The 26,756-nt window shown below is 40.3% G+C and carries 24 protein-coding genes; 23 read left to right on the top strand and 1 reads right to left on the bottom strand.

The annotated features are described in order from the left end of the window. The first annotated feature begins 518 nt into the window (after positions 1-518). The 5 genes from IV514_RS09270 (at position 519) to IV514_RS09250 (ending at position 7,355) form a co-directional block, all read left to right on the top strand. Positions 519-2,546 carry an alpha-ketoacid dehydrogenase subunit alpha/beta gene (locus IV514_RS09270; protein WP_206484744.1) on the top strand — a complete coding sequence of 676 codons (2,028 nt, stop codon included), beginning with the start codon at positions 519-521 and terminating at the stop codon, positions 2,544-2,546. Next, positions 2,546-4,033: a radical SAM protein gene (locus IV514_RS09265; protein ID WP_206484742.1), complete on the top strand. Its 1,488-nt coding sequence runs from the start codon at positions 2,546-2,548 to the stop codon at positions 4,031-4,033. The genes IV514_RS09270 and IV514_RS09265 overlap by 1 nt, the downstream gene beginning before the upstream one ends. Beyond that, entirely contained in the window at positions 4,033-4,761 is a 729-nt protein-coding gene (locus IV514_RS09260) for a sugar phosphate nucleotidyltransferase (protein WP_206484739.1), read from the top strand. The genes IV514_RS09265 and IV514_RS09260 overlap by 1 nt, the downstream gene beginning before the upstream one ends. Continuing rightward, entirely contained in the window at positions 4,758-5,756 is a 999-nt protein-coding gene (locus IV514_RS09255) for a hypothetical protein (protein WP_206484738.1), read from the top strand. Before IV514_RS09260 ends, IV514_RS09255 begins: the two co-directional genes overlap by 4 nt. Before the next feature lie 126 nt (positions 5,757-5,882). Continuing rightward, positions 5,883-7,355, top strand: coding sequence for a sigma-54 dependent transcriptional regulator (locus IV514_RS09250; RefSeq protein ID WP_206484737.1), 1,473 nt, complete (start codon positions 5,883-5,885; stop codon positions 7,353-7,355). Positions 7,356-7,362: 7 nt separating this feature from the next. Here IV514_RS09250 and IV514_RS09245 read toward each other — a convergent pair whose 3' ends face one another. Beyond that, positions 7,363-8,067: a phosphoadenylyl-sulfate reductase gene (locus IV514_RS09245; RefSeq protein WP_241242264.1), complete on the bottom strand. Its 705-nt coding sequence runs from the start codon at positions 8,065-8,067 to the stop codon at positions 7,363-7,365. Between the two features lie 227 nt (positions 8,068-8,294). Here IV514_RS09245 and IV514_RS09240 point away from each other — a divergent pair, with 227 nt between their 5' ends. The 18 genes from IV514_RS09240 (at position 8,295) to flhA (ending at position 26,749) form a co-directional block, all read left to right on the top strand. Then, a complete protein-coding gene (locus IV514_RS09240) occupies positions 8,295-9,515 on the top strand; it encodes an ATP-binding protein (RefSeq protein ID WP_206484733.1) in 1,221 nt (406 codons plus the stop codon). After that, positions 9,505-10,845: a sigma-54 dependent transcriptional regulator gene (locus IV514_RS09235; protein WP_206484731.1), complete on the top strand. Its 1,341-nt coding sequence runs from the start codon at positions 9,505-9,507 to the stop codon at positions 10,843-10,845. The genes IV514_RS09240 and IV514_RS09235 overlap by 11 nt, the downstream gene beginning before the upstream one ends. Before the next feature lie 193 nt (positions 10,846-11,038). Then, positions 11,039-11,374, top strand: coding sequence for a flagellar hook-basal body complex protein FliE (gene fliE / locus IV514_RS09230; RefSeq protein ID WP_206484730.1), 336 nt, complete (start codon positions 11,039-11,041; stop codon positions 11,372-11,374). A 133-nt stretch (positions 11,375-11,507) separates the two neighbouring features. Beyond that, the gene (gene fliF / locus IV514_RS09225) at positions 11,508-13,172 is read left to right on the top strand and encodes a flagellar basal-body MS-ring/collar protein FliF (RefSeq protein ID WP_241242322.1); all 1,665 of its coding nucleotides are present in this window, start codon (positions 11,508-11,510) and stop codon (positions 13,170-13,172) included. Then, positions 13,165-14,214: a flagellar motor switch protein FliG gene (gene fliG / locus IV514_RS09220; RefSeq protein WP_206484728.1), complete on the top strand. Its 1,050-nt coding sequence runs from the start codon at positions 13,165-13,167 to the stop codon at positions 14,212-14,214. The genes fliF and fliG overlap by 8 nt, the downstream gene beginning before the upstream one ends. Positions 14,215-14,238: 24 nt before the next feature. Then, positions 14,239-15,036, top strand: coding sequence for a flagellar assembly protein FliH (fliH, locus tag IV514_RS09215; RefSeq protein ID WP_206484727.1), 798 nt, complete (start codon positions 14,239-14,241; stop codon positions 15,034-15,036). A gap of 28 nt (positions 15,037-15,064) precedes the next feature. Beyond that, positions 15,065-16,438 (top strand): flagellar protein export ATPase FliI, encoded by a 1,374-nt coding sequence (fliI, locus tag IV514_RS09210; protein ID WP_206484726.1) that lies wholly within the window; start codon positions 15,065-15,067, stop codon positions 16,436-16,438. 27 nt (positions 16,439-16,465) lie between these two features. Continuing rightward, positions 16,466-16,918 (top strand): flagellar export protein FliJ, encoded by a 453-nt coding sequence (gene fliJ / locus IV514_RS09205; protein ID WP_206484725.1) that lies wholly within the window; start codon positions 16,466-16,468, stop codon positions 16,916-16,918. Between the two features lie 82 nt (positions 16,919-17,000). Further along, positions 17,001-19,001, top strand: a complete 2,001-nt coding sequence (locus IV514_RS09200; protein ID WP_206484724.1) for a flagellar hook-length control protein FliK — start codon at positions 17,001-17,003, stop codon at positions 18,999-19,001. A 77-nt stretch (positions 19,002-19,078) separates the two neighbouring features. Then, entirely contained in the window at positions 19,079-19,624 is a 546-nt protein-coding gene (gene fliL, locus IV514_RS09195; RefSeq protein ID WP_206484723.1) for a flagellar basal body-associated protein FliL, read from the top strand. 45 nt (positions 19,625-19,669) lie between these two features. Further along, positions 19,670-20,737, top strand: coding sequence for a flagellar motor switch protein FliM (gene fliM / locus IV514_RS09190; protein ID WP_206484722.1), 1,068 nt, complete (start codon positions 19,670-19,672; stop codon positions 20,735-20,737). Positions 20,738-20,751: 14 nt separating this feature from the next. Further along, positions 20,752-21,159: a flagellar motor switch protein FliN gene (gene fliN / locus IV514_RS09185; protein ID WP_206484721.1), complete on the top strand. Its 408-nt coding sequence runs from the start codon at positions 20,752-20,754 to the stop codon at positions 21,157-21,159. 10 nt (positions 21,160-21,169) lie between these two features. Further along, a complete protein-coding gene (gene fliO / locus IV514_RS09180; protein WP_241242263.1) occupies positions 21,170-21,580 on the top strand; it encodes a flagellar biosynthetic protein FliO in 411 nt (136 codons plus the stop codon). Positions 21,581-21,633: 53 nt separating this feature from the next. After that, the gene (gene fliP / locus IV514_RS09175) at positions 21,634-22,368 is read left to right on the top strand and encodes a flagellar type III secretion system pore protein FliP (RefSeq protein ID WP_206485301.1); all 735 of its coding nucleotides are present in this window, start codon (positions 21,634-21,636) and stop codon (positions 22,366-22,368) included. After that, entirely contained in the window at positions 22,368-22,637 is a 270-nt protein-coding gene (gene fliQ, locus IV514_RS09170; RefSeq protein WP_206484719.1) for a flagellar biosynthesis protein FliQ, read from the top strand. Before fliP ends, fliQ begins: the two co-directional genes overlap by 1 nt. Before the next feature lie 15 nt (positions 22,638-22,652). Beyond that, positions 22,653-23,435, top strand: coding sequence for a flagellar biosynthetic protein FliR (fliR, locus tag IV514_RS09165; protein ID WP_206484718.1), 783 nt, complete (start codon positions 22,653-22,655; stop codon positions 23,433-23,435). Beyond that, positions 23,435-24,565, top strand: a complete 1,131-nt coding sequence (gene flhB, locus IV514_RS09160; protein WP_206484717.1) for a flagellar biosynthesis protein FlhB — start codon at positions 23,435-23,437, stop codon at positions 24,563-24,565. Before fliR ends, flhB begins: the two co-directional genes overlap by 1 nt. Before the next feature lie 81 nt (positions 24,566-24,646). Continuing rightward, positions 24,647-26,749 (top strand): flagellar biosynthesis protein FlhA, encoded by a 2,103-nt coding sequence (gene flhA, locus IV514_RS09155; RefSeq protein ID WP_206484716.1) that lies wholly within the window; start codon positions 24,647-24,649, stop codon positions 26,747-26,749. Positions 26,750-26,756 lie beyond the last annotated feature (7 nt).

Here is a 26,756-nt window from a genome sequence, read left to right as displayed (position 1 = left end):
TGTAAATACTTGAAATTTACCTCTTCAGCATGCTTTTAAATGAAGAGGAAGTGAATTCTCTCAAATCACAAGCAGGTAGCATGCCAAAGTACTGGTTGCTATATAGACTATGGAGATGTGGAATGTTAATTGCTTATATTTAAAATGTTTTTACCGTTTTAATTTTTTAGTGTCAATAAATTGTTTCTACGCATTAAAAAACAGTTGGAGCTAAAGTAGCAATTGAATACTTCCTCATTATTTGATTCAGTGGGGAATTGGCCTCAATTTGTGTTGGATTGGTTAACAGGCATATATTGTAATGCTTAATAATAATGGGTAAACATAATATTTATACATTGAGGTATTACTTTAAAAGTAGGTATCCTTATCTTATTATTTGTCTGTTAAGTATAATAAAAATAACTGACACTTGAGATAGCTATATCGAGAGTAACTCAAATGTGGTTAAGGTCAGAAATTGATGGTTGATAATGTCTTTCTAAAAAATATAAGCCACTTGCTGGATAGAGGTATGGATGAAGAAAATTGAAGAGTTGTATGAATCGTTATATTTTATTCGTCAATTAGAGCTAAAAGTTGCAGAAGTTTATCCTTCAGACAAAATAAAGAGCCCTGTGCACTTATCAATAGGTCAAGAATTCGTCAGTGTAGCACTATGCCAAGCACTTCGAGCGACAGACTACGTCGCTGCGACTTATCGAGGGCATGCTGCATACTTAGCAAAAGGAGGCTGCCCTAAAAAACTGATTGCTGAAATGTATGGTAAATCATCTGGTTGTGCAAAGGGGCGTGGTGGCTCCATGCACCTTGTTGGTAGTGAAGTTAACGTTATTGGTACATCTGCCGTTGTTGGCACAGGCGTACCTGTTGCAACTGGTTACGCATTAAGTCAAAAATTACAGCAAACGGATAATGTTGTGGTGTGTTTCTTAGGTGATGGTGCAACAGAAGAAGGTTGCTTTTATGAAAGCTTAAATTTTTCAGGACTGCACCAACTACCGATTGTTTTTGTGGTTGAAAATAACCATTTTGCCATACATGAACCAGTAGAAAAGCGTTGGGCGGATAGTAATTTACAAAACCGAGTACAGGGTTTTGGTGTTGATATATTTAAACATAAAGATGGTGATGTATTGTCACTTTTCGATCTTGCTAATACTGTTGTTAATCAGGTACGACAACAGCAAAAACCTGCGTTAATTGAAGTTGATTGCTATCGTTGGTATCAGCATGTTGGTCCTAATACCGATTTTGATCAAGGTTATCGTTCAGAGCAGGATGCAAAATGGTGGCTGGAAAATGATCCTTTAAATATTTTATCTCAAAAAATATCTGCAGAAGTAATAGCACAAATTCATCAACAGGCAAATGAAAGAGTGGAACAAGCATTTAAATTTGCTGAACAAAGCGCTTTTCCTGATGTAAGTGAATTACATGATTTTGTCTTTGCAACAGGTGGAGAAAGTGAATTGGTTGAAAGTCCTTCTTCTGCTACGAGTGATTTGCTTACCTATGCACAGGCACTTAATCAAGGGCAAGACACCGCGTTAGCTATAGATGATAAAACCTTTTTAATGGGACTGGATATTGATGATCACCTTGGTATTCAAGGAACTACCAAGGGGTTAGTGGATAAATATGGCGCGCACCGCGTATTTACCACTCCATTATCAGAAGATGCTATGACTGGAGTTGCAATTGGCGCAGCTATGTCAGGCATGAAGCCTATCCATATTCATATCCGCATGGATTTTTTACTGCTGTGTATGAACCAATTAATCAACATTGCTGCTAAAGCTCATTATATGTATGGTGCTGAGGTTAAAGTGCCATTAGTGGTGCGCTGTATTATTGGGAAGTCATGGGGACAAGGTGCGCAGCATTCGCAAGCCTTACATAGTTTGTTTATGCATATCCCTGGGCTGAAAGTAGTTGCACCATCGAATGCTTATGATGCGAAAGGTTTATTACTTGCGGCGGTCAACGATGCTAATCCTGTTCTTTTTATGGAGCATCGACTGTTATTTAATACCGAGTCTGATGTGCCTCAAATCCCCTATCAAGTTAAAATTGGTAAATCTAAAGTTGTTAAACAAGGCAAGCATTTAACGATTGTTGCAATTTCTAATATGGTGATCGAATCATTACGAGCTGCAGAGTTACTGAGTAAAGAAGGGTATGAGGTTACCGTTATTGATCCAATAACCTTAGCTCCTTTAGATATGCAGCCGGTTATTCAATCTGTTCAGCAGACTGAAAAGTTACTGGTGGTGGATAATGGTTGGTTAAATTGTGGTGCATCGTCAGAAATTGTGGCTGATGTCTGCGAACAAATCGATAAGCCGATAAAAGTTAAGCGATTAGGCTTTGCTGCAACAACCTGCCCAACAACACCAAGTCTAGAAGCTGGGTTTTATCCAAACCCTGTGAGTATAGCTCAAGCAGCTCTGTCGTTAATTGATAAAAGCAAAGCTTTGTCTTGGCAGCCTAACCCTAAGGATGCTGAACTTGCCTATCAAAAACAATTTAAAGGACCATTTTAATGTCAGATGCGTTAGATGTATTGGTGATCAATCCCGGTGGTAGAAAACGTATTTACCAATCATTAGGTGATGAACTGACTGCGATTGAACCACCTATGTGGGCGAGGTTAATTACTGGCTATCTTATCGATAAAGGATTCAGCACGGATATTTTAGATACTGAAGCGTTAGGATTAGATGAACAAGAAGTTGTAGAAAGGGTTAAAGGTGCTTCTCCTCGCTTAATCGTGCTTGTTGTTTATGGTCACCAACCTTCAGCGTCAACGCAATCTATGGTAGCAGCAAGAGTTTTGGCACAGGAATTTAAGCAACAAAAGCTTGATAGTCAAATTGTTATTGTTGGTGGCCATGTTGCGGCGTTACCTGAGCGCACGTTAAAAGAAGAGCCTATTGATTTCGCTTGTTCAGGTGAAGGTCCTGAAACTTGTGCACAGTTAATTCAGGCACTTAAAAACAATAGTTCGCTACGTGAAGTTCAAGGACTTGTTTGGCAGGATGAATTTGGTCAAATCATTAACAATCCCAATCCGCCGTTAATTACGGATTTGGATAATGAGCTACATGGTAACGTTTGGCATATGCTGCCAATGAAAAGTTACCGTGCTCACAATTGGCAATGCTTTGGTGAAATGGATAAACGCATGCCATATGCTTCGATTTACACAACGCTTGGTTGCCCATATAAATGTGTGTTTTGTTGTATTAACGCGCCATTTCATGAAAGTAACTATCGTTGTCGAAGCCCACAAGTAGTAGTTGATGAAATAGATGTGTTAGTCAGAAATTATAACGTAAAAACGTTCAAAATAGTTGATGAAATGTTTGTGCTGAAAAAAAATCACTATTTAAAAATTTGTCAATTATTAGCTGAGAAACCTTATGCGTCAGAGCTAAATATCTGGGCGTATGCACGCGTAGATACTGTAAGGAAAGATACCCTAGCATTAATGCGTAAAGCTGGTATTCGTTGGCTAGCGTTAGGTATTGAATCTGCAGATGAAACCGTGCGCGATGGTGCAAAAAAATCACTTAATAGCGAGGATATCGTCAATATTGTTCATGATATTCAAGCTGCTGATATTAACGTGATTGGTAATTATATATTTGGTTTACCTAATGATTCACTAACCACGATGAGAGCAACATTAGATTTGGCAAAAAATCTTAATTGTGATTTTGCCAATTTTTATTCCGCAATGGCCTATCCGGGGTCAAAACTGTATCGCGATGCAATTCAAAACAATATTGAATTACCCAAAGAATGGAGTGGCTATTCTCAGCATAGTAAAGACTGTTTGCCATTGGCGACAGAGTTTGAGTCTGCTGCTACTGTACTTAAATTTAGAGATGATGCTTTTCATGAATACTTTGAAAATGAAAATTATCTAAACTTCATAGAGCAAAAATTTGGCAAGGACACTCGAACGCATATTGAAAAAATGAGTGGGGCTCGCTTGTGTCGTGATATTGTCGATGTTGAGCCTTAATGATGACTAATAATAATCCTTTACCCGTGGTTGTATTAGCGGGGGGGCTAGGTACAAGATTGCGCTCTGTTGTTGCTGATAAACCTAAAATTATGGCACCGATTAATGATATTCCTTTTGTTGAGATATTGCTTAAATGGCTCAAGCAGCAAGGTATGAATCGAGTGATTTTTTCTTTGGGTTACAAGGCTGAATTAGTTTTACCAACGATTAAGCGGTTAGCTAGAGAATTATGTCTTGATATTGACACTGTTATTGAGCCTTCACCAAAGGGGACGCTTGGCGGTTTAAACTACACGCTATCACAAACTTCTACAGGAGAATGCATTGTTATTAATGGCGATACATTTATTGATGTTGATTTAACTCGATTTGTTACCACCATGCAGAAACGACAAAGTGATATGGGAATAGGTGTCGTTGAAGTACCAAATGTTGCGAGATTTGGTCAGGTTAAATTTAAAAATGATGAGTTTGTGGCGCAGTTTATTGAGAAAGATGAAGGAAATAGTTCCAAAGGTTGGATAAATGCTGGTGTTTATTATTTTTCTGCCGATACAGTGAGTGAGTTTCATCAGTATAACTGCGGAAGTATTGAGCAAGATTTTTTGATCCCTCAGTTAAATCGATTGCATTATTTTAAGGTGGAATTGGGACTATTTATCGATATAGGTACGCCAGAGAGTTTTAAGCAAGCTGCAGAAGTGCTAAGAGAGTATTGTATATGATTATTTCGAGAACCCCTTTTAGGGTGTCATTTTTTGGAGGAGGGAGTGATTACCCTACTTGGTATCAAGAACATGGTGGGGCTGTTATTGGTACGGCAATTAATAAATATTGTTATTTAACTGTACGAAATTTGCCGCCATTTTTTGAGCATAAGCATCGTATTGTTTATTCCAAAGTTGAATTACCTAGTACGATCAATGAAATAGAGCATCCTGCAGTAAAGGCTGTGCTAAAAGTGTTTGAACAACACACGGGCATCGAAATACAACATCAAGCAGATTTACCTGCTCGCTCTGGGTTAGGTTCAAGCTCATCATTTACAGTAGGGTTAATTAATGCGATTAAGGCGATGCGTGGTGAAATAACTTCTCCAAATTATTTAACTGAAAAAGCCATTGATATTGAGCAAAATATTATTAAAGAGCATGTGGGTTCTCAAGACCAATGTTGGGCTGCTCACGGAGGAACAAATTTTATTGAGTTTACAACTTCCGGAAAAATTAATGTGACTCCCTTGATTATGCAGAATGCTACTGAGGAGATGTTGAACTCCCATATTATGCTTTTTTTTACTGGCTTAAGCCGTATTGCTAGTAACATTGCTTGTAAGAAAATCGAAAACCTTAATCAACGAGAAGAGCAAGTTATAAAAATGACTCATATGGCGTATCAGGCTCGAGATTTATTACAATCTTCTCACTGTGATATTCGAGATTTAGGCGGTATGTTGCGTGAATCTTGGGATTTGAAAAAGCAACTTGCTGATGAAATAACTAATGGTGAAATTAACGAGTTATATCAGCTGGCGATTGCTGCTGGTGCATATGGTGGTAAGTTATTAGGTGCTGGCGGCGGGGGTTTTATGATGTTTTTAGCTCCACCAGAAAAACATCAGGCGATTAAAGAACGTTTAAATAAACTCATCTATGTTGATGTGAAAACTGGTGCATGTGGTTCTAAAATTGTCATGTATGAACCTAATGGCTTTTATTAAAGTATAATTGTATTTTTGTCAAAATACTGACTTTTCCCTGATAAGTGTCAAAATTTTGTTGATAAATTCCTGTTCCCCGATACAATCTTATTTATATGAGAAAAACTAGCAGGTTATCAAAGAATTATGAGCGGTCAAAAACATATTCTTGTCGTTGATAATGACGCATCTCGACGTCATCAGTTGGAAACAGTATTGGCCTTTATCGGTGAACACTTTAGTACAGGAACACAAGATAAGATCACTGATTTATTCAGTGAAGAGGGACAGCCATTGACTGTGATTGTTTGTGGCGAAATAACCGCTGAAATTTCTCAGTTGATAAAAGATAATCCTGCCTGCCCGTTTGTGTTACATGATGTGATAGATAAAAATGCTATTGAAACATGCGTTAATGTTATTGATGAGCTTTCCACTCCGTTAAATTATGCACAGTTAACGGAAGTCGTACATCACTGCCACCAATATCATAATAAGTTACCCCATAAACATGCTAGTCACCCTGGCAATAAAGTGTTATGTCGCTCATTAATCGGCGCAAGTGCACCAATGCAACATGTGCGTTTTTTAATTGAACAAGTCGCATCTACCCATGCCAATGTCTTGATTTTAGGTGAATCAGGTACGGGTAAAGAAGTGGTGGCTCGCAATATTCATAATTTATCAAATCGCAGCAAAGCACCATTTGTACCAGTTAATTGCGGTGCTATTCCACCTGATTTACTTGAAAGTGAATTATTTGGCCATGAAAAAGGGGCATTCACTGGCGCTATTTCAGCCCGAAAAGGACGCTTTGAATTAGCCGAAGGAGGCACTCTTTTTCTTGATGAAATAGGTGATATGCCGCAGCCGATGCAGGTAAAACTATTGCGGGTATTGCAAGAGCGTACCTTTGAGCGTGTTGGTGGAACTAAAAGTATTAAAGCGGATGTGCGAGTGATTGCTGCAACGCATCAGAATCTTGAAAGTATGATCAAAGATGGCGGCTTTCGAGAAGATTTATATTACCGTTTAAATGTTTTTCCGATTGAAACGCCTGCGCTTCGAGAACGTAAAGAAGATATCCCATCTTTACTACAAGAGTTGGTTGCACGATTTGAACAGGAACAAGGTCAAAGCGTTCGTTTTACCGAACAAGCTATTGCTTCATTGCAAGAACATCCTTGGTCAGGCAATGTGCGTGAGTTATCGAATTTGATTGAACGTATGATCATTATGTATGGTGAGCAAGTGGTGAATGTCAGTGAGCTACCGCAAAAATATCGCCATATCGATGTTGAGGAATACACGCCTGAATACCCTGAAGAATTGCAAGAGCGGGAGGCGATTAATGAGATGTTCTCTGGTTTTGATTATGACGACGAAGATGATACTGGTTTCGATAGTTTTAATGACGACAGCTCTGAAAATAAAGTGGATGTTTTACTCGAAAGCGGTTTAAATCTGAAAGAGTATTTAGCTGATTTGGAAGTGTCATTAATTAATCAAGCATTAGCAAAAAATGATTGGGTTGTCGCTCGTTCTGCTGAGTTGTTGGGGATGCGCAGAACCACCTTAGTCGAAAAAATGCGTAAATATAATATTCAAAAAGCGGAGTAGTACTTGTTTACTTATTTACACAGTGCAAGCCGCACTCTCTTTGTGTGCCGTTAAATCGGATTTCATCTTCTGTAGTTACATGATGAATCGGCTTGGTGCTATGGGTATCACCTATCGAAGTATAACCTTTTGTAAAGAGTGGGTGATAAGGTAGGTGGTGCTTCTTAAGGTATTCGTGTACATCCCTAGCCATCCAATCTAATATAGGATGGACTTTTATATGGCCTCTAATGGAATCGACAAAAGGTACGCTATTTCTGAAACTTGATTGTTCACGGCGAATTCCCGAAAACCACGTATTCGCGTTAAGCTCCTTCATTGCTCGATCGAATGGTTCAACTTTATTGATGTAGTGATATTTTTTTAAACCTTCCGTTCCTTGAGTCCATAACTTACCATATTTTTTGAGTTGCCAGGTTGCACTTTCTTTTGCTTTATAGACATGAAGGTTTAATTGTAATTGCTCAGTTAATTGCTCTAAAAACTCATAGGTCTCAGGAAATAAGTAACCTGTGTCAGTGAGTATCACAGGTATATTGGGGTATATCTGTGTGGTCATATGGAGCATAACTGCTGATTGAATGCCAAAACTCGAGGAAAGAATAAATTCTTGTGGTAAGTTATCCAGAGACCATTCAATACGTTGCATAGCATTTAAGCTGCCAACATGGCTACTCCAGTAGGCAATTTCTGTATCTAAATATTCTGTCATAGTATTTATCATTAAGGGATACAGTTGAATTACAACAACCTATTATTAATACATCTTAACTATTTATCGGATACAAGACACTTTTTCTTTAGTAAAATTTATTTTTTTTGTAAGACAATTAATTGACGTTCATTGTTTTCCTTCTAAGTTGTTGTTATAAATAATTAAAGTTTGTTGGCATAAAATCTGCTTTATCTGGGTAGTTATTAATTATCGAGTAAAGCATTATGGTTGTTGCCTATTCAAATCAAACGACAGAATCTTCTAGCAATGTTGCGCGAAGTGATTACTTAGTACGTCAAAAAACGTTTGAATTTGTTGAACAATCCTATCAAGAAAATCGCCTGATCTTAGAACAAGAATCTTATCAGGGAGAGTTAGCTTTACTGCGTAAACAAGCCAGTCAATTAGAAAAGCTCATTGACGTGATGCCAACCGGCATGATCATGCTTGATGGTGATGGTGTAGTGGTAAAAATAAATAAAATTGCCAGCCAATTGCTCGATGAACCTATTTTAGGCCAGCCTTGGTATGATGTTATTCGTCGGTCATTTAAACCAAGAGCAGATGATTGGCATGAAGTCTCACTTAATGATGGGCGTCGGGTGAAGTTAGAAATTACCGCGTTAGTTGATCAGCCGGGTCAGTTGATCATGATCACCGATTTGACCGAGACGCGTTTACTACAGGATAAACTGAGTCAATTACAACGATTGTCTTCGTTAGGGCAAATGGTATCAAAACTTGCTCATCAAATTCGTACCCCTTTATCTTCTGCCATGCTTTATGGTGCAAATTTAAAGAATAAAAACTTACCGTCAGATGAGCGTCAAAATTTCCAAGAAAAACTGATGTGCCGGTTGCAAGACTTAGAGCAACAAGTAAACGATATGTTGTTATTTGCTAAAAGCGGTAAACAACAAGTGGTTTCAGCATTATCGGTCAATGACATTGTTGGCGCATCAACCGATGGCTTAGATGCTTTAATTGAAAAAGCACAAGCACAGGTTAATATTCAATTCTGTCCTGATGATTGTCACGTATTAGGCAATCAAAGTGCGTTAACCGGCGCGATACAAAACTTAATTCATAATAGCTTAGCGGTGATCTCATCGGGAGCTGTGATTGATATATCTGCTTATTGTCGCGACAACTGTGCCTATGTCAGCGTGAAAGATAATGGTAAGGGTATCAGTAATGAGTTAGCGGCTAAAATATTTGAACCTTTTTATACTTCGCGCGTTCAAGGCACAGGATTAGGCTTGGCTGTGGTCAAATCTGTTGCTCAAGCCCATCAAGGGGATGTTTATTTATTAAGTAAAGAAGGTGAAGGTGCACATTTTTGTATTAAATTGCCATTATTGTCCAGTACAGAAGGCATAAAGCTGTCTAGTACAGATACCGGCATAAAGGCATCGCCATTGAAGGAGGCTAGTGATGAGTCATAGTAAAATTTTGGTGGTTGAAGATGATGCTGGCTTACGAGAAGCATTAATCGATACACTTAAGTTAGCTGGTTACCAATGTGTTGAAGCCGATTCAGGCGAAGCAGCATTACTCACGTTAAAAAATCATCAAATAGATCTTATTGTCAGTGATGTACAAATGGGAGGCATGTCAGGCTTAAGTTTATTAAAAAGCGTTAAGGCTAGTCACCCTAATTTACCTGTGCTTATCATGACAGCTTACGGCACAATTGATGATGCCGTCCAAGCGATAAAAGATGGTGCTTGTAATTATATGGCAAAGCCATTTGCCCCCGAAGTGTTGTTAAATATGGTGAGCCAATATGTGCCATTACAATCTAACCAATCTTACCAGCCGGTGGTTGCAGATGCTCGTAGTGTTGAGTTAATTAATTTAGCAAAAAAAGTGGCAAGTACCGATGCATCCGTGATGGTGCTAGGGCCAAGTGGCTCGGGTAAAGAAGTGTTAGCGCAATATGTACATCATCATTCGGCTCGAGCAGGTAATCCTTTTGTTGCTATTAATTGTGCAGCCATCCCTGAAAACATGCTAGAAGCAACCTTATTTGGTTACGAAAAAGGGGCGTTTACTGGTGCAATCCAAGCATGTCCTGGTAAGTTTGAACAAGCACAGGGCGGCACTATTTTACTCGATGAAATTACCGAGATGGATTTAGGCTTGCAGGCTAAAATTTTACGAGTTTTACAAGAGCGAGAGGTAGAGCGTTTAGCAGGTAGAAAAGCCATTAAGCTTGATGTACGGGTCATAGCAACCAGTAACCGAGATCTTAAAGAGGCGGTCACTGAAGGAGTGTTTCGAGAAGATTTATACTATCGGTTAAATGTGTTTCCTTTAACTTGGTTACCGCTAGCTGAGCGCAGAGATGATATCGTTCCGTTAGCAAAGCATTTAGTTGAACGCTTGTGCCAAAAAAGTGGCGAAGCCATTCCTGAGTTTACCGCAGCAGCACGTAGTAAACTGATGTCTTATCAATGGCCAGGTAATGTGAGAGAGTTAGACAACGTTATCCAACGGGCATTGATTTTACACAGTGAGCAAAAAATTGATGCTGTTGACCTACTGATTGAAAATTTTGATACGCCCACGTTGGTGGATTTACCCGAAGAGAAAAAATCTGAGGATAAACTCGGCAATGAGTTAAAAATGCAAGAGCACCAAATTATTTTGGATACCTTGCAAGCTTGTCAGGGTAGTCGAAAAGCGGTTGCTGAGCGCTTAGGCATAAGTCCTCGTACCTTGAGATATAAAATAGCAAGGATGCGTGAAAGTGGCATTGAAATTCCCGCCTAATTAACTTTTAAATACATCAGCCAATGACTCATCATTGGCTGATGTATGCTAATTATCAGATCGTACTTCGTTAAAAAATCATTACTTTTCAATTTTTTATATAAAATAATAAATCCTTTCTTAATTGGCATCTTGCTTGCTTTATTAGCTATAGACGTTAATCAATCAATAAATTGACACAAGCGAGAATACCATGGATATCAAATCAAATTCACTGTATGCCCAAATGCAAAGTATGCAACTGGAAGCCATGGGCAATCGTACACAAAACTTAGAAACTTCTGTAAAGGCGGTTAACTCATCCAGTAGTGATTTTGGCAATATGCTGAAGCAAGCGGTTGATGGCGTGAACAATTTACAAATGGAAGCGAAAGATAAACGCAATGCTTTTGAAATGGGAGACCGTAGTGTGACATTGGCTGATACTATGGTCACTGCCGCTAAAGCAGGGGTCGCGTTTGATGCCACCTTGCAAGTGCGCAATAAGTTTGTTGAAGCATATAAAGAAATCATGAGTATGCCGGTGTAATCACCTGTAAGTTTATTTAGGTTGTAACGCAAAATTTAAGCGGAGAAGATAAGTGGCAGATACCAGTAATACAGCATTAGCAGCACCTGATAGTGGCTCAGATCTTGTTGCCAATGACAATGCTGACTCATCGATGGATGAGCAAAAATCGGGCTTTGCATCAGCGATTGGTAATGTGGATGTACTGCGCCAACTCACTTTAATTATGGCGTTAGCGATTTGTTTAGCAATTGCTGTCTTTGTTATTTTGTGGGCAAATCAACCTGAGTATCGTTATTTAGCAAAATTACCGACTGAACAACTGATCAAAACCATGGATTTTCTTGATGCCAATAAAGTGGATTATCGTCAAGAAAATAACACTATCTCTGTACCTTTAGAAGAATATCAAGACATTCGGTTATTACTCGCTCGTGAAGGGTTAACCGATGAACCTGAAGCAGGTAATGAAATTATTATGCAGGACATGGGCTTTGGGGTGAGTCAACGATTAGAGCGTGAACGTTTAAAACATTCACGTGAACAACAGCTTTCTCGTACAATAGAAGAGCTACAAACGGTTAGTCGTGCCCGAGTGTTACTTGCTATTCCAAGAGACAATGTTTTTGCCAAACGTTCAAAAAATCCTTCAGCGACCGTGGTCTTAACCTTACGAAAAGGCCGTTTATTATCTGAAGAAGAAGTGGATTCTGTGGTCGATATTGTTGCTTCTGCGGTACAAAATTTAGAGCCAAATCGCGTGACAGTAACTGATCAAAATGGCCGGTTATTAAATTCTGGTTCACAGGATTCAATCTCATCGCGTTCACGTAAAGAGTTTGAAATTGAACAAAAGCGTGAAACAGAATACATGGAAAAAATTGACAGCATTCTTATTCCCGTTGTTGGTTTAGGTAATTATACTGCGCAAGTTGATGTTACCATGGACTTTACCAATACCGAAGAAACTCAGCGTCGTTACAACCCTGACCTACCAGCACTTCGCAGTGAAATGAAAATTGAAGATAGTACTATTGGTGGCTCGGTTGGTGGTATTCCTGGAGCATTAAGTAATCAGCCTCCATTAGACTCAAACATTCCTGAAAATGCAGTTGGTGGTAATGGCCGTAAAGCAGTACCGAGTCGTAAACACTCAGAATCAACTAAAAATTATGAACTTGATGAAGCGATCAGTTATACCAAACAGCAAACTGGTGTGATCCGCCGTATTAGTGTGTCGGTTGCTTTAGACTATTTGAATGAATCTAGCCCAGCAACAGAAGGTGAAGAGGGCGCAGAACCTACGGTCACTCAAGTACCTCGTAGTGCCGCTGAGCTGGCCAATATCCGTCGTTTATTACAGGGCAGTATAGGTTTTGATCTACAACGGGGTGACAAGTTAGAAGTGGTAACCCTCCCATTTTCTCGCATGGAAATGGATAAAAAAGAAAAATTACCGTTTTACCAAGAACCGTGGTTTTTCAAAATGGCAAAACTGGGCATGGGTGGTTTAGTGATCATTATCCTTATTTTGGCTGTCGTACGCCCAATGCTGAAACGTTTAATATATCCAGATCAAACACCATCTGATTATGGCGAAAAATCGTTAGATACGCATATTGATTTAGGTGATGAAACCATGGATATGCTAACATCAGACTTTGATGAAGGTGCTGTTGGTTTTGCTTCTGATGGTAGTTTACAGTTACCTGATCTGCATCGTGATGAAGATGTATTAAAAGCGGTTCGTGCTTTAGTTGCAAATGAGCCTGAACTGTCATCGCAAGTTGTGAAAAGTTGGTTGATAGAAGATGAGTGATGAAATGCAAGATATGACGCCAGCACAAGGTGGTTTTGACGTTGATAAATTAGATGGTGCTGAAAAAGCAGCAATTCTTTTGTTAAGTTTATCAGAAGAAGATGCCGCACAAATATTAAAGCATCTTGAGCCTAAGCAAGTCCAGCAGGTCGGTATGATCATGGCTGCCATGGAAGAGTTTACGCAAGAAAAAATCACTGCGGTGCATAAGCTGTTTATCAATGAGATCCAAAACTTCAGTACCATTGGTTTCCAAAGTGAAGAATTTGTTCGTAGAGCTTTAACGGCCGCTTTAGGTGAAGATAAAGCCGGTAATTTAATCGATCAAATCGTCATGGGCGGCGGTGCCCGAGGCTTAGATTCATTGAAATGGATGGATTCGAAACAAGTGGCGAATATTATTCGCAATGAACACCCGCAAATTCAAACCATTGTTCTATCTTATTTAGAACCTGAACAATCGGCTGAAATCATGAGTCAATTTGCCGAGAAACCACGCTTAGATCTGATGATGCGTATCGCGAACTTAGAAGAAGTTCAACCAGCCGCCTTACAAGAGTTAAACGAAATTATGGAAAAACAATTTGCTGGTCAAGCCGGCGCACAAGCTGCGAAAATGGGCGGCCTGAAAGCTGCAGCCGATATTATGAACTACTTAGATACCAATATTGAAGGTATGCTAATGGATTCAATTCGTGAACATGACGAAGAAATGAGTCAACAAATTCAAGATCTTATGTTTGTCTTTGAAAACCTTGCCGATGTTGATGATCGAGGAATACAAGCCATTCTGCGTGAAGTGCAACAAGATGCACTGATGAAAGCAATTAAAGGCGCTGACGATACATTGAAAGAGAAAATCATGAGCAACATGTCTAAACGTGCCGCTGAAATGATGGTGGATGATCTTGAAGCGATGGGACCTGTCAGGATCAGTGAAGTTGAAGCTGCTCAGAAAGAAATATTATCGGTTGCCCGTCGTCTTTCTGACGCTGGTGAAATCATGTTAGGTGGTGCTGGCGGTGGTGATGAGTTCTTATAACCTCAGACACCTTAAAGATATATGATGAAAAATTTCAATTCGATTAAACAAACGGAAAAGGTCGTCAAGGCAGACGAACAAGAATCGCTAGATGTCTGGTCTTTGCCTTCCGTTGAACAAGAGATAGATGAAGAGCAACTGCCGACTAATGCTTTAGGCAAAAAGCCGAAATGGCATTATGAGCCACCAGAAGAAATTGAGGAAGAAGTTGCTCCTTTAACTGCTGAAGACATTGAACAGATACGGCAAGCGGCTCATGAAGAAGGGTTTAATCAAGGTAAAGAAGAAGGTTTTGCTACTGGCTTTGATGAAGGAAAAAAGGCCGGTTATGAAGAAGGACTTAAGTCAGGTCATGTCGAAGGAGTCGAACAAGGGTTAGAGCAAGGTAAACAGACGATTGATGAACTAGCCCAGCAATGGCATGCATTAACAGAGCAACTTCACCAGCCATTAGCACAAGTGGAAAATAACGTTGAACAGCAACTTTTACACTTAGTTGTACAATTGACGGAAGCTATTACCTTAGAAGAGGCGAAAACTAACCCTGATATTCTCTTATCAGCGCTTTCGGCAGGAATGAAAGCTTTACCTAGCCAAGAAGCACAAACACAAATTTTACTTCATCCTGACGATATTAAGCTGGTTGAGCAACAATTCACCCCAGAATATGTGCAAGAACAAGGCTGGCGGTTATTGGCAGCGCCTCAATTAGAAAAGGGCAGTTGCCAAATTGAAAACAGTACGTCAAATATTGACCTTACAATTAAAACTCGCATTAAAGAAGTATTGGACTCATTTTTGCAGGATGCTTTACATCAATAAATAACTGTCAAAGAGTGTCAAAACACCGATGATCGATGTGCAACGACTAAATCAGCGATTAAGCAACTGCCAGCAATTCATTCATAAACCGAATGTATCTGTTGCTGGGCGCTTAGTGCGGGTGGTGGGATTAACGCTGGAGGCAGTTGGTGTTAAAGCGCATGTTGGCAGCCAATGTTTAGTGGAAACCGCACAAGGTGATTTGATTGCCGAAGTGGTAGGTTTTTCCCAAGAAATCACATTTTTAATGCCGGAGCAAAGTTTACAGGGCGTATCGCCTGGTGCCCGAGTTGTGCCTCTTAATAAAAAGGCACGACTCCCTTTATCAATGGATTTACTGGGGCGTGTTGTTGATGGTGTAGGTAAACCACTTGATGGTAAAGGCCCAATTAAACATTCCCAAGATTATTACTACAGTAATAAACCAATCAACCCGTTAGCGCGCCGCGCTATTTCGGAGCCGTTAGATGTTGGTGTGCGCTCCATTAATAGTTTTTTGACTGTTGGTCAGGGACAACGAATGGGACTCTTTGCCGGCTCAGGTGTTGGTAAAAGTGTGTTGATGGGCATGATGACTAGAGGTACTACCGCAGATGTGATTGTGGTTGGCCTGGTGGGAGAGCGTGGCCGAGAAGTAAAAGAATTTATAGAAGAAATTTTGGGTGAGCAAGGACGAGCCCGATCTGTCGTGGTTGCGGCTCCTGCTGATAACTCACCATTAATGCGCTTGAAAGGTTGTGAAACTGCGGTTCAGATCAGTGAATATTTTCGCGATCAAGGGATGAATGTTCTATTACTGATTGACTCGATTACCCGATATGCGCAAGCCCAGCGTGAAATTGCTTTAGCCGTAGGAGAGCCACCTGCCACGAAAGGTTATCCGCCCTCAGTGTTCTCTAAGTTGCCGCAATTAGTGGAAAGAGCCGGTAATGGTGGTGAAGGGCAAGGTTCAATAACTGCATTTTTTACCGTATTAACAGAAGGTGATGATTTACAAGATCCAATTGCTGATGCTGCACGAGCGATTTTAGACGGTCATGTGGTGTTATCGAGAGAGTTGGCTGATTCAGGTCATTATCCTGCGGTTGATATTGAGGGCTCTATTAGTCGTGTAATGCCTATGGTAACAAGTGCCGAACATCAAGAGCTCGCCCGCCAGTTAAAACAAGTGTACTCATTGTATCAGCAGAACAAAGATTTGATTGCGATAGGGGCATACAGTAAAGGGAGTGACCCGCGTATTGATCAAGCCATTCAATTACTACCGGTAATAGATTTTTTCCTACAGCAAAAAATGACTGAAGTGATCCCGTATGATCAAAGCTTAGTGCAATTACAAGAAATTCTATCGGCAGCGCAGGCCCATGCTAATAATCAACAAGCTGCTGGCAACCCAGCATAGTGAAGACGAATCTACGAGGTATCGACTATGTCAAGCCGTCAACTTGAAACCTTATTGAAATTTGAATCAGATAAAGAGCAAAAAGCCGCACAGCAATTGCAATTAGCTGAGCGTGATTATCAGGAGAATCTCACACGATTAGAGAGTGTTGGGGCGTTTCGATTGGAGTATATGAAACGCTTAAATCAGCGTTCCATAGCAGGTATAGAAAGTTCAACATATCGTCATTTTCATGCTTTTGTCTCTAAACTTGATAACGCAGCTGAGCAAGTTGAAATAGCAATTAAGCAAGCAAAGGCTCTTGTGGAACAGCGCAGACAACAGTGGTTCGCGCAGCATCAAAAAGTACAAGCAGTGGAATTGTTAATGACAAAGAAACAAAAACAGTTACAAAAAAGAGCGAACAAAATAGAGCAGAATATGTTTGATGAAATTGCCATTCAGCAATTTATCAGAAGGAAAAATCAAGCTCTCGTATGATTTGGAACGAGAATTGCAAAGTTTATGGTTGAACGTATTTGGTATTAAACAATTTTAATGTAATGTTTGCTAAGGTTAAATTATGTCACAAGTCAGTATTTTAGCGATAGATGCCCCTCAAACTGTTGATTCAGCAAGTGTTTCAAGTGGAAGTTCAGCTGACGCTCGAAGTAAAAATACAGAGTTTTCACAGTTAGTGGCAAAACATCAGCAAGCAAAAAGCGGCAATAATTCGCAGGCAAGTGGCAAATCAAGTCGGGCATCAGTGTCAGAAAATGCAAAGACTCTCCACAGTGAAAACTCATCCGAGAGCGCAGAGCCTCGAGAAGCCGCTCAAACCGAAACTATTTCAGATACGAAAAATACACAGAAAGACATTAGCCAGCAAGAAACATCGTCTGATCATGCTCAATCTGAGAAAGCTAAAGATCCCGAGAGTGTATCAACAGATAATACCGCGGCGAATAAAACACCAGAAGGCGTCGATAAGTCAGTAGGTGATACACAAAAATCTGATACGGCAAGTGAACTATTAGCATTTATTCAAGCAGTTGATACCGTGTCAACAGAGCGAAGTACTAAAGTGGTTGCTCTGAATGAAAAAGGCCTGCCAAAAGATATGCCAAGCATCATCTTACAAGATAAAACGCTTGCGGTTGAGTTTGAGCAAGGACAGAAGAGTACGACAGTGATCTCAGATGAAGATCTTATGTTAAAAGCTGGAGAGCAAACAGCTAAGGTTCTGCGTAGTAATGCAGACAATGCGACTAAGCAAGCTGTTGTTGCTAATGAGCATGTAAAAAGTGCAGAGAAATTGGTCGAAGCTGAGCCTTCTGTAGATGGAGAGCAGGCAAATACTCAAACAAAGGCGGCGCAAACCCTTTCAGGTAATTCATCTAGTCAAGCAAGTGAAAACAGTAGTCAGTTAAAGGGGACTGTTAAACAAGAAGGTGCGGCTAATAGTTTAACCACAGAAGCTAAACAAGCTGTTGCATTAGCTGAAGAAGGCCTTTCAACTAATCACAAAGCTGTTGATGCGGCTAAATTAGTTGAAGCTTCTGAAGAAAGCCTTGTAAACAGCTCTCCTGAACTTGAAGTTAGTCAGCCAAATAAACTTACCAGTGTCAATACCGCTAGTACAACAGGGGACGATAACAGTATTGAGCTTGAGCAAGTGGTTAAGCTAGCTAATCGTCAAGCAGAGGCTTCATCAGCAACTATTGAACCAGTGATCACTGATAATGCCAAAGTAAGTGATGCTATCGCGAACGCCATTAGAGGGGCAGAACAAAAAATTGTAGACACTAAAGCGGCAGATGTCCCAAGTGAACGAATGATTAATCAAGCAACCGCAAAATCTGCTGTCTCAGCTGAGGGAGAACAACAAGGAGCCACAGCACAGAAAGATCCACAGCAGTCTGCCAAAGACAATGCTGCGATTTTTGCCGATAAAGTGGTGAATGTTAAAGAGCAAGAAATTGCTAAAGTTGTGTCTGAGGGGACAACGCGTACTGTACCTGTTAATGAAGCAACCACAGCCATCACGCCGCAATCAATTATTGCCGGTGAAGAGTTTGCAATACATCAAACGGCGGCTAAAGCGCAGGCTGATTCTGTGTCAGTACAAGCAACTAAATCTGCGATCAACATCCAAAATGAAACCATTGCTATATACCGTAAAGATTTTTCTACTGCGTTAAAAGATAAAGTCATGGTTATGGTTAACCAGAAAATCAAACAACTTGATATTCGACTTGATCCACCAGAGCTTGGTAGCATGCAGGTGAGATTAAACTTACAGAATGAACAAGCGGCAGTGAGCTTTGTTGTACAAAATCAGCAAGCGAAAGAAGCATTAGAACAAAATATGGATAAATTAAAACATATGCTTGCTGATAGTGGCGTTGATGTTGGTGATACCGACATTGAACAGCGTGAGTCGTGTTCTGATAATCAAGGTGAATCAGCAGGAGCGAAAAACGGCCATGCTGGTCAAGAAGAGGATGCTTTGGACTCAGGTATCAGTTTTTCGGGACAAAATTTGTATAAAGCTTCAGCAACTGGTGTAGATTACTATGCATAATGCAAGAAAACCTTTTGCTATCAAGGCAATCGAGGATATAGTTTAACAATAGAGTATTTGACTAACTGAGGGCTGAAATGGCAGATGAAGAAAAAGAATTAGAATTAGATAATTCAGGTAAAAAGAAAAAGCTGATCATCATCATTGCAATTGTCGCGGTACTCGTTCTTGGCGGTGGCGGAGCGTACTTCTTTTTTATGGGAGGAGAGCCAGAGGCTAGCCAAGCACAATTAGATGCCGCATTGGATACCGACGATGGCTCTTCAGTTGCGCCAACGTCAAGCGATGGTAAAGCCAAAATGGGTACGGCTTTATATGTACCTATGCCTAGACCCTTTCGCTTTAATGTTCCTGGTGCGGCGCGAGACCGCTTTGTTGAAATCCGTGTGCAGCTATTGGTACGAGGTAATGAAAATGAAGAGTCTGCAAAAAAACATATTCCGCTGATTGAAAGTACCTTGTTAGCGGTGTTTTCTCAATCGAATGCCGATGATTTGGCAACGAGTGCTGGCAAAACATCATTAAAACAGCAAGCATTATCTGAAGTACATAAGATTATGATGGATGTGGAAGACGATAAAGTGGTTGAGCAAGTATTGTTTACTGGTTTTGTTATGCAGTAATACCGCTTAATACTAACGAATGTAAGTGAATAAAGAGACTAACGCGTGAGTGACTTATTATCACAAGACGAAATTGATGCGCTATTACATGGTGTTGATGAAGTTGAAGAAGAAGAGGTAGTTGAAGACCAAGCCAGAGGTGAAGGCACCAGTGACTATGATTTTTCTTCACAAGATCGTATCGTTCGTGGACGCATGCCAACCCTGGAAATGGTCAATGAGCGATTTGCGCGGCATATGCGTATTAGCTTATTCAACATGATGCGCCGTACTGCTGAAGTGTCTATTAATGGTATTCAAATGATCAAATTTGGTGAATACGTTCACACCTTATTTGTACCAACGAGTTTGAATATGGTGCGTTTTAGACCACTTAAAGGCACGGGGCTTATTACCATGGAAGCGCGCTTAGTCTTTATTTTGGTAGATAATTTTTTTGGTGGTGACGGTCGTTATCATGCCAAAATTGAAGGTCGAGAATTTACCCCCACAGAGCGCCGAATCGTCCAAATGCTGCTTAAAATCATTTTTGAAGATTATAAGGAAGCATGGTCGCCGGTAATGGACGTTTCTTTTGAATACCTTGATTCTGAAGTAAACCCATCAATGGCTAATATTGTTAGCCCGACCGAAGTAGTGGTGATCAGCTCATTTCATATCGAACTAGATGGCGGTGGTGGTGATTTTCATGTTGCCTTGCCTTATTCGATGTTAGAACCTATTCGGGAGCTATTAGATGCCGGTGTACAAAGTGATAAAGAAGACACCGACATGCGTTGGTCAAAAGCATTACGAGACGAAATATTAGATGTGCCGGTGGAGTTGTCTACCAAGTTTTTAGAAGTGGATTTGCCCTTATCTAAAATTATGGATCTAGAAGCTGGCGATATTATTCCAATAGAGATGCCAGAGCACATTACGGTATTAATTGAAGAGTTACCGACATTTAGGGCGAAACTCGGTAAGAGCCGTGACAATGTGGCATTACAGATCCGAGAAAAAATTAAACGTCCTGAGTCTGTTAAGAATGAACTGACCATACTAACAAAAGGTGGTAAACGCTTAGATAGTGATGCTGAGCTTCACCAGTTAGAAGATGATTTAGAGTATTAAGTAGAGGCATTAGTATGAGTGATGAAAACGAAAATGAAGATCTAAGTATGTGGGACGAGGCAATGGATGAACAAGCCGATGCCGAGGCCGCAGAAGATGGAGCCGAGGCAGTTGAGCTTGATGAACTGCAAGAAGAAGATGCTCCCATTACAGGAGAAGAAAAGCGTAAGTTAGATGCGATTTTAGATATTCCCGTCACCATTTCTATGGAAGTAGGCCGTAGTCATATTAGTATTCGTAACTTATTGCAGCTTAATCAAGGTTCTGTGGTTGAGCTTGATCGCGTGGCTGGGGAAGCATTAGATGTATTGGTCAATGGAACACTGATTGCTCACGGAGAGGTGGTAGTAGTCAATGATAAATTTGGTATCCGCTTAACTGATGTTATCAGCCAAGTTGAACGCATCAAAAAACTTAAATAGATATCGATTAATGAAAAAACTCCTATTTTTATCAACTCTTATTTTCTCTTGGGGATGCCTCGCCCAAGAGGAGGCGGTAGAGGTGGGCAAACATGCTAATGTGAATCTGGATGCCGCCAGTATGATCATGTCGCTATTAATGGTGTTAATTTTAATCATTGTGAGCGCTTGGTTACTGAAAAAGTTTAATCTTACTAATAATTCTGTTGCTGGTATGAAAGTGATTGCTAACTTACCGTTAGGCACGAAAGAAAAATTGGTGGTTGTACAAGTGGGCGAACAACAAATGCTACTTGGGGTGAGTCAGCAGCAAGTGACACTGATCAAAACACTGGAGCAACCACTGGAAGTAAACTCGCCCATGACGAAAGATGTCAATCTTTTGAGTCACTTTCTTAACAAATCAACGTCAAAAAAATAGAGCTAAACGTAATGCTTAAATCAGTAAATAAAAACCCGATAATGTATTTGTTGATGTTTTTATTAGTGTTTGTGAGTTCTGGTGTATACGCCGCAGATGACTTGTCACTATCGGCATTAAAATTAACCACTAATCCCGATGGCTCGCAAGAGTATTCAATTACGTTACAAATTTTGATCTTTATGACTGCGCTGAGTTTTATTCCGGCAGCAGTGATCATGATGACCTCATTTACCCGTATTGTTGTGGTAATGGCGATTCTTAGACAAGCCTTTGGTTTGCAGCAAACCCCTTCGAATCAAGTAATTATTGGCTTAACCTTGTTTATGACATTATTTATTATGACACCTGTCTATAACAAGATTAATGAATCTGCGATACAGCCATATTTAAAAGAGCAATTAACCTCAGTAGAAGCAATAGACGTGGCAAAAGTGCCGTTAAGAGCTTTTATGCTGGAGCAAACACGTTTAAAAGATCTTGATACTTTAGCGCAAATGGCGGGCATTACCCAAGTGGATAAACCGACCGACTTACCGATGACAGTGATCATTCCAGCCTTTGTTATTAGTGAATTAAAAACTGCGTTTCAAATTGGTTTTATGTTGTTTATTCCTTTTTTGATTATTGACCTTGTCGTGGCCAGTATCTTGATGGCGATGGGGATGATGATGCTATCCCCTATGATAGTTTCACTACCCTTTAAACTAATGCTCTTTGTGCTCGTTGATGGTTGGAATTTGGTCATAGGTACGTTGGCAACCAGCTATGGTATGGGGGCAACCTGATGAGCCCTGAAGTCTTTGTTGATATCTTAAGAGATGCACTGTTTCTAGTTATTTTATTGGTTAGCGCAATTATTGTACCTAGCCTTATTGTCGGTCTCATGGTTGCGGTTTTTCAAGCAGCAACCTCTATTAATGAACAAACCTTAAGTTTTTTACCTCGCCTGATCGTGACATTACTCGCGCTCATTATGGGGGGCCATTGGTTAGTGGAAAAATTGATGGATTATACTTTCCGCTTGATCGCCAGTATTCCTAGTGTGATCAGTTAGTAAGGGGACTAGCTGATGGAATTTACCGAATCAGTTATTAATCAGTACATGGCAGATTTTCTGTTACCTCTAGCAAGGGTGTCTGCATTAATCATGTCAATGATTGGCTTAGGCGCAAAAGCGATACCTAGGCGGATAAAACTTTTTTTATCAATTGCCATCACAATTGCCATCATGCCAGCGATACCGCCAACGAACGTCGGTGATTTGTTTTCATTTCAAACCACAATTTTAGTGGTAGAGCAAACCATCATTGGGGTAATGCTTGGTACAGTCACCATTATGGTGGTCAACACCTTTACCATGGCAGGCCAAATTATCGCAATGCAAACCGGTCTTGGTTTTGCGTCATTAGTCGACCCAGCCAGTGGTATGAATGTCCCTGCTGTAGGTCAATTCTTCTTAATTTTATCATCATTGTTATTCTGGGTAATGGATGGCCATTTAGCCTATTTACATTACATTGTTGCCAGTTTTGATACCTTGCCTATTCCATTAGAAAGTTTTGATGCGGTCAAATTTAAAGAAATTGTTGAATGGGGCAGCTGGATGTTTGCTACCGCTTTATCGCTAGCAATGGCGCCTTTAACGGCAATGTTATTGATTAATTTCTCTTTTGGTATCATGACCCGAGCGGCACCGCAATTGAATATCTTTGCGATTGGTTTTCCGATCACCATGTGTTCAGGTTTATTGATCATGTGGTTGACGATGGGAAATTTCTTAACCCATTTTGAAGCACAATGGCAACGCGCATTAGAGTTTAGTTGTCATTTGATTGACTGCGAGGCGAGTTAATGGCTGAGTCAGATACGGGTGAAAAAACGGAACAACCGACGGCGAAGAAGCTGTCGGATGCACGAAAAAAGGGGCAAATTGCTCGCTCTAAAGATTTAGGCACTATGTTTGTGCTTATCGGTAGTGCCGTAGCATTGATGATTGTCGGTGATTCATTGGTTGAAAACCTTCGTTTAATTATGCGCAACCAATTTTCACTCAGCCGACAAGAGGTCATGGATATACATGCCCTTTATGCGGTGGTCAGTACTAATGCCTCATTAGTCTTTGTACCTATGGGGTGGATATTTGCCATTATTATGGTCGCTGCTTTTATTGGAAATACTATGCTTGGTGGCATCAGTTTTTCTTGGGAAGCGATGGCACCAAAGGCGAGTAAGTTATCACCAATCGCAGGTTTTAAGCGGATGTTTGGCTTAAAAGCGTATGTTGAGCTTGTTAAATCGTTATTAAAGTTTTTTGTGGTGTTTTTTTCCGCGTATTTGCTATTAACCAGTCTTTTCGAACAAATTCTTTCATTAAGCATTGAAGCCATTCCGTTAAATTTTGGTCATGCCGTTGATTTACTGTTGTGGATGTTTTTAGCCCTTGGTATGTCATTAATTATTATCGTTGCTGTCGATGCTCCTTATCAGAAGTGGGATCATACTCGTCAGTTAAAAATGACTAAGCAAGAAATCAAAGATGAGCATAAAACCTCGGAAGGTAGCCCTGAAAATAAAGGGCGCATTAGACGAACTCAATATGAAATGTCACAGCGGCGTATGATGGCTGATGTGCCAAATTCTGATGTGGTGATCACTAACCCAACTCATTTTTCAGTGGCTTTAAAGTATGATGCTGAACAAGGGGGAGCACCACAAGTTATTGCTAAAGGTATTGATGAAATGGCACTTCATATTCGCACTATAGCGAAGGAGCATGGCATAGAAATTATAGCGTCTCCTGCGCTTGCGCGTTCGCTATACTATACGGCTGAGGTTAATGAAGATATTCCTGAAGAATTATTTGCTGCTGTGGCGCAAGTGCTCGCCTTTATTTTTCAGTTGAATGAATTTCAAAAAGGCAAAGGCTCTCGTCCTGTGCCATTAGCGAATAATTTACCTATCCCTGATGATTTTAAATATTAACAACGATTAATACTAATAGAAATAATTGGTACAACATTTGCTGATTTACGGTATATGTCAATTTTTTATCGTGTCGGTTAAATGCAACTAGTAGCTCATTTTAATCAATTTAAACAAAAAAAATTCAGCGTCTTATCTGGCTTAGGTACGCCTTTTTTAGTTATGGCTGCTTTAGGTATGGTTATTCTGCCCATGCCTTCTTTCTTATTAGATATCCTGTTTTCATTTAACATTGCTTTGTCATTAGTGGTGTTGTTGATCACTGTCTATACCTTAAAACCATTAGAGTTTGGCTCATTTCCAGCGGTGCTACTGATCGCTACTATATTAAGGTTGGCGCTCAATGTTGCTAGTACCCGTGTGGTGCTACTAGAAGGTCATGAAGGGCCTGATGCTGCTGGTAAAGTGATCGAAGCATTTGGCTCTGTGGTCATTGGTGGTAACTATGCTGTTGGCTTAGTGGTTTTCCTTATTTTGATCATTATTAACTTTGTGGTAGTGACTAAAGGTGCTGGACGTATTTCAGAAGTGACAGCCCGTTTCACTTTGGATGCCATGCCAGGTAAACAAATGGCGATTGATGCTGATTTAAATGCCGGTTTCATTAATGCAGAAGAAGCACGAGAGCGACGAATAGAAGTGACAAGTGAAGCTGATTTCTATGGTTCGATGGATGGTGCGAGTAAATTCGTTAAAGGCGATGCTATTGCGGGCATTTTAATTTTATTTATTAACATTATTGGCGGTCTCGTAATAGGCATGGTTCAGCATGATCTAAGCTTTGATAGTGCGGTTGAAATTTATACATTATTAACCATCGGTGATGGTTTAGTGGCTCAGATCCCTGGCTTACTACTTTCTGTGGGGACTGCAATTGTTGTAACGCGTCAAAATACTAGTGAAGACATGGGCGCACAAGTCAGTAATCAGCTTGGGCAGGAGAAATCATTATATATTGCTGCAGGTGTCATGTTTGTTATGGGGGTTGTACCCGGCATGCCCCATGTTGCTTTTTTATTATTCGCGGTATTAATCGCTGGGGGAGCCTTTGTTGGCACACGATATAAAAAAGCAAAAGTTTTAGAGGATGCTAAAAAGCTGGAAGTTGAACAAGTTGAGCACAAAAAGCAGGAAGAAGAGATCAAAGATCTTGGCTGGGATGATGTCAATCATGTCGATATTGTCGGCCTAGAAATAGGTTATCGCTTAATACCTCTTGTGGATAAAGCCCAAGGGGGAGAATTATTGAATCGTATTAAAGGGGTACGTAAGAAGCTATCACAAGAGTTTGGTTTTTTAGTACCTGCCGTGCATATTCGTGACAACTTAGATCTTGATCCTAACTCTTATCAAATTTCGTTAATGGGGGTGACGGTAGGAGAAGCTGAAATTCGTCATGATCATGACTTAGCAATTAACCCAGGGCAGGTATATGGTAAGCTTGATGGGATTGCCACTAAAGATCCTGCCTTTGGTTTAGATGCTGTTTGGATCAACCAATCGCAACGTGAACAGGCGCAAGCTTTAGGATATACCGTGGTAGATTCGGCGACAGTATTAGCCACTCATTTGAGTCAAGTATTAACCAATAATGCCGCGCAATTACTTGGTCACGAAGAAGTACAAAATCTATTAGATATTCTTGCGAAAAACCATCCGAAATTAGTCGAAGGGTTGATCCCAGACACCTTAAGTTTAGGTACTATAGTTAAAGTCCTTCAAAACTTGATGCATGAAGGCGTTGCCGTTCGAGATATGCGTAGTATTGTACAAACCTTAGTGGAATATGGTCCTAAGAGCCAAGATGCAGAAGTCTTAACTGCTGCTGTACGTATAACCCTGCGTAAGTTTATTGTGCAAGAGCTTGTCGGACCGGAAACAGAAATCCCCGTCATAACTTTGTCACCAGAGTTGGAACAAATGTTGCACCAGTCAATGCAAATGGCAGGTGATGATGGTGCAGGTATTGAACCAGGCTTAGCTGAAAGACTACAGAAGTCATTAACTGAAGGGGCACAACAACAAGAAATGGCGGGAGAAACGCCGATTCTGTTAACTTCAGGCATATTGAGAACTGTGTTGGCTAAATTTGTTAAATACACTATCCCTGGTTTGAGAGTGATTTCTTATCAAGAAGTACCCGATGACAAGCAAATTAAGATTGTCAGCTCTATAGGCCAGTAATCACCTC

The organism is Thalassotalea sp. G2M2-11 (assembly GCF_017168195.1).
In the GTDB taxonomy this organism is placed as follows: Bacteria; Pseudomonadota; Gammaproteobacteria; order Enterobacterales; family Alteromonadaceae; genus Thalassotalea_E.
The sequence above is the reverse complement of the archived record's forward strand: the minus strand, read 5'-3'. Positions and strand labels throughout refer to the sequence as shown.

Coding starts and splice junctions, on each gene's coding strand:
- IV514_RS09270 (WP_206484744.1), top strand. CDS start 519: ATGAAGAAAATTGAAGAGTTGTATGAATCGTTATATTTTATTCGTCAA.
- IV514_RS09265 (WP_206484742.1), top strand. CDS start 2,546: ATGTCAGATGCGTTAGATGTATTGGTGATCAATCCCGGTGGTAGAAAA.
- IV514_RS09260 (WP_206484739.1), top strand. CDS start 4,033: ATGATGACTAATAATAATCCTTTACCCGTGGTTGTATTAGCGGGGGGG.
- IV514_RS09255 (WP_206484738.1), top strand. CDS start 4,758: ATGATTATTTCGAGAACCCCTTTTAGGGTGTCATTTTTTGGAGGAGGG.
- IV514_RS09250 (WP_206484737.1), top strand. CDS start 5,883: ATGAGCGGTCAAAAACATATTCTTGTCGTTGATAATGACGCATCTCGA.
- IV514_RS09245 (WP_241242264.1), bottom strand. CDS start 8,067: ATGACAGAATATTTAGATACAGAAATTGCCTACTGGAGTAGCCATGTT.
- IV514_RS09240 (WP_206484733.1), top strand. CDS start 8,295: ATGGTTGTTGCCTATTCAAATCAAACGACAGAATCTTCTAGCAATGTT.
- IV514_RS09235 (WP_206484731.1), top strand. CDS start 9,505: ATGAGTCATAGTAAAATTTTGGTGGTTGAAGATGATGCTGGCTTACGA.
- fliE (WP_206484730.1), top strand. CDS start 11,039: ATGGATATCAAATCAAATTCACTGTATGCCCAAATGCAAAGTATGCAA.
- fliF (WP_241242322.1), top strand. CDS start 11,508: ATGGATGAGCAAAAATCGGGCTTTGCATCAGCGATTGGTAATGTGGAT.
- fliG (WP_206484728.1), top strand. CDS start 13,165: ATGAGTGATGAAATGCAAGATATGACGCCAGCACAAGGTGGTTTTGAC.
- fliH (WP_206484727.1), top strand. CDS start 14,239: ATGAAAAATTTCAATTCGATTAAACAAACGGAAAAGGTCGTCAAGGCA.
- fliI (WP_206484726.1), top strand. CDS start 15,065: ATGATCGATGTGCAACGACTAAATCAGCGATTAAGCAACTGCCAGCAA.
- fliJ (WP_206484725.1), top strand. CDS start 16,466: ATGTCAAGCCGTCAACTTGAAACCTTATTGAAATTTGAATCAGATAAA.
- IV514_RS09200 (WP_206484724.1), top strand. CDS start 17,001: ATGTCACAAGTCAGTATTTTAGCGATAGATGCCCCTCAAACTGTTGAT.
- fliL (WP_206484723.1), top strand. CDS start 19,079: ATGGCAGATGAAGAAAAAGAATTAGAATTAGATAATTCAGGTAAAAAG.
- fliN (WP_206484721.1), top strand. CDS start 20,752: ATGAGTGATGAAAACGAAAATGAAGATCTAAGTATGTGGGACGAGGCA.
- fliO (WP_241242263.1), top strand. CDS start 21,170: ATGAAAAAACTCCTATTTTTATCAACTCTTATTTTCTCTTGGGGATGC.
- fliP (WP_206485301.1), top strand. CDS start 21,634: ATGTTTTTATTAGTGTTTGTGAGTTCTGGTGTATACGCCGCAGATGAC.
- fliQ (WP_206484719.1), top strand. CDS start 22,368: ATGAGCCCTGAAGTCTTTGTTGATATCTTAAGAGATGCACTGTTTCTA.
- fliR (WP_206484718.1), top strand. CDS start 22,653: ATGGAATTTACCGAATCAGTTATTAATCAGTACATGGCAGATTTTCTG.
- flhB (WP_206484717.1), top strand. CDS start 23,435: ATGGCTGAGTCAGATACGGGTGAAAAAACGGAACAACCGACGGCGAAG.
- flhA (WP_206484716.1), top strand. CDS start 24,647: ATGCAACTAGTAGCTCATTTTAATCAATTTAAACAAAAAAAATTCAGC.